Genomic DNA, 530 nt, shown 5'->3' with positions numbered 1-530 from the left:
CTCGGTGGGGTGGCGGCGGTGCCGCAGCAGGTGCCGGGCCTGGCGGACGTGCGCGTCGCGCAGGCCGCGCTGTCGGCCACCGCGACCGTGGTCCGGACCACCGACGGCGAGGTGTGGAGCTGGGGGAGCGGCGCGGCCCTGGGGGACCCGGCCCGCCCGCTCGCGTCCGCACCCGCGCGCGTGCCGCTGCCCGGGCCGGCGCGTGCCCTGGCGTCGGAGGGCGAGCACACCGAGGTGGTGCTCGACGACGGCACGCTGTGGACCTGGGGGTCGGGCACCGCCGGGGCGACGTCCGACGGCGCCGGCGCGGACAGCGCGGTGCCGACACGCGTCCGGGCGCCGCTCGGGGTGGCCGCCGTGTCGTTCGGCGCCGTGGCGGGGACGGACGTGACGGTCGTCGACGACCGTCACGTCCGCGCGACCGCCCCGGCGCAGGCCGCCGGGCCCGTCACGGTCCGGCTCGCCACGGTCCTGCGCGACGGGGTGACCGCCGGCCCGGACCTCGAGCTCGACGCCCCGTTCACCTACGT

General features: G+C 80.4%; 1 protein-coding gene. It reads left to right on the top strand.

All coding sequences use genetic code 11. The annotated features are described in order from the left end of the window. Positions 1-18: 18 nt before the first annotated feature. The coding region (locus tag MHY85_RS21175) for a hypothetical protein (RefSeq protein ID WP_239200468.1) at positions 19-530 on the top strand (512 nt) is incomplete at its 3' end.

It is taken from the genome of Cellulomonas sp. ACRRI (genome assembly GCF_022346185.1).
Taxonomy (GTDB): Bacteria; Actinomycetota; Actinomycetes; order Actinomycetales; family Cellulomonadaceae; genus Cellulomonas.
Note: the sequence above shows the minus strand (reverse complement) of the source record. Positions and strands in the feature narration are given on the sequence as shown.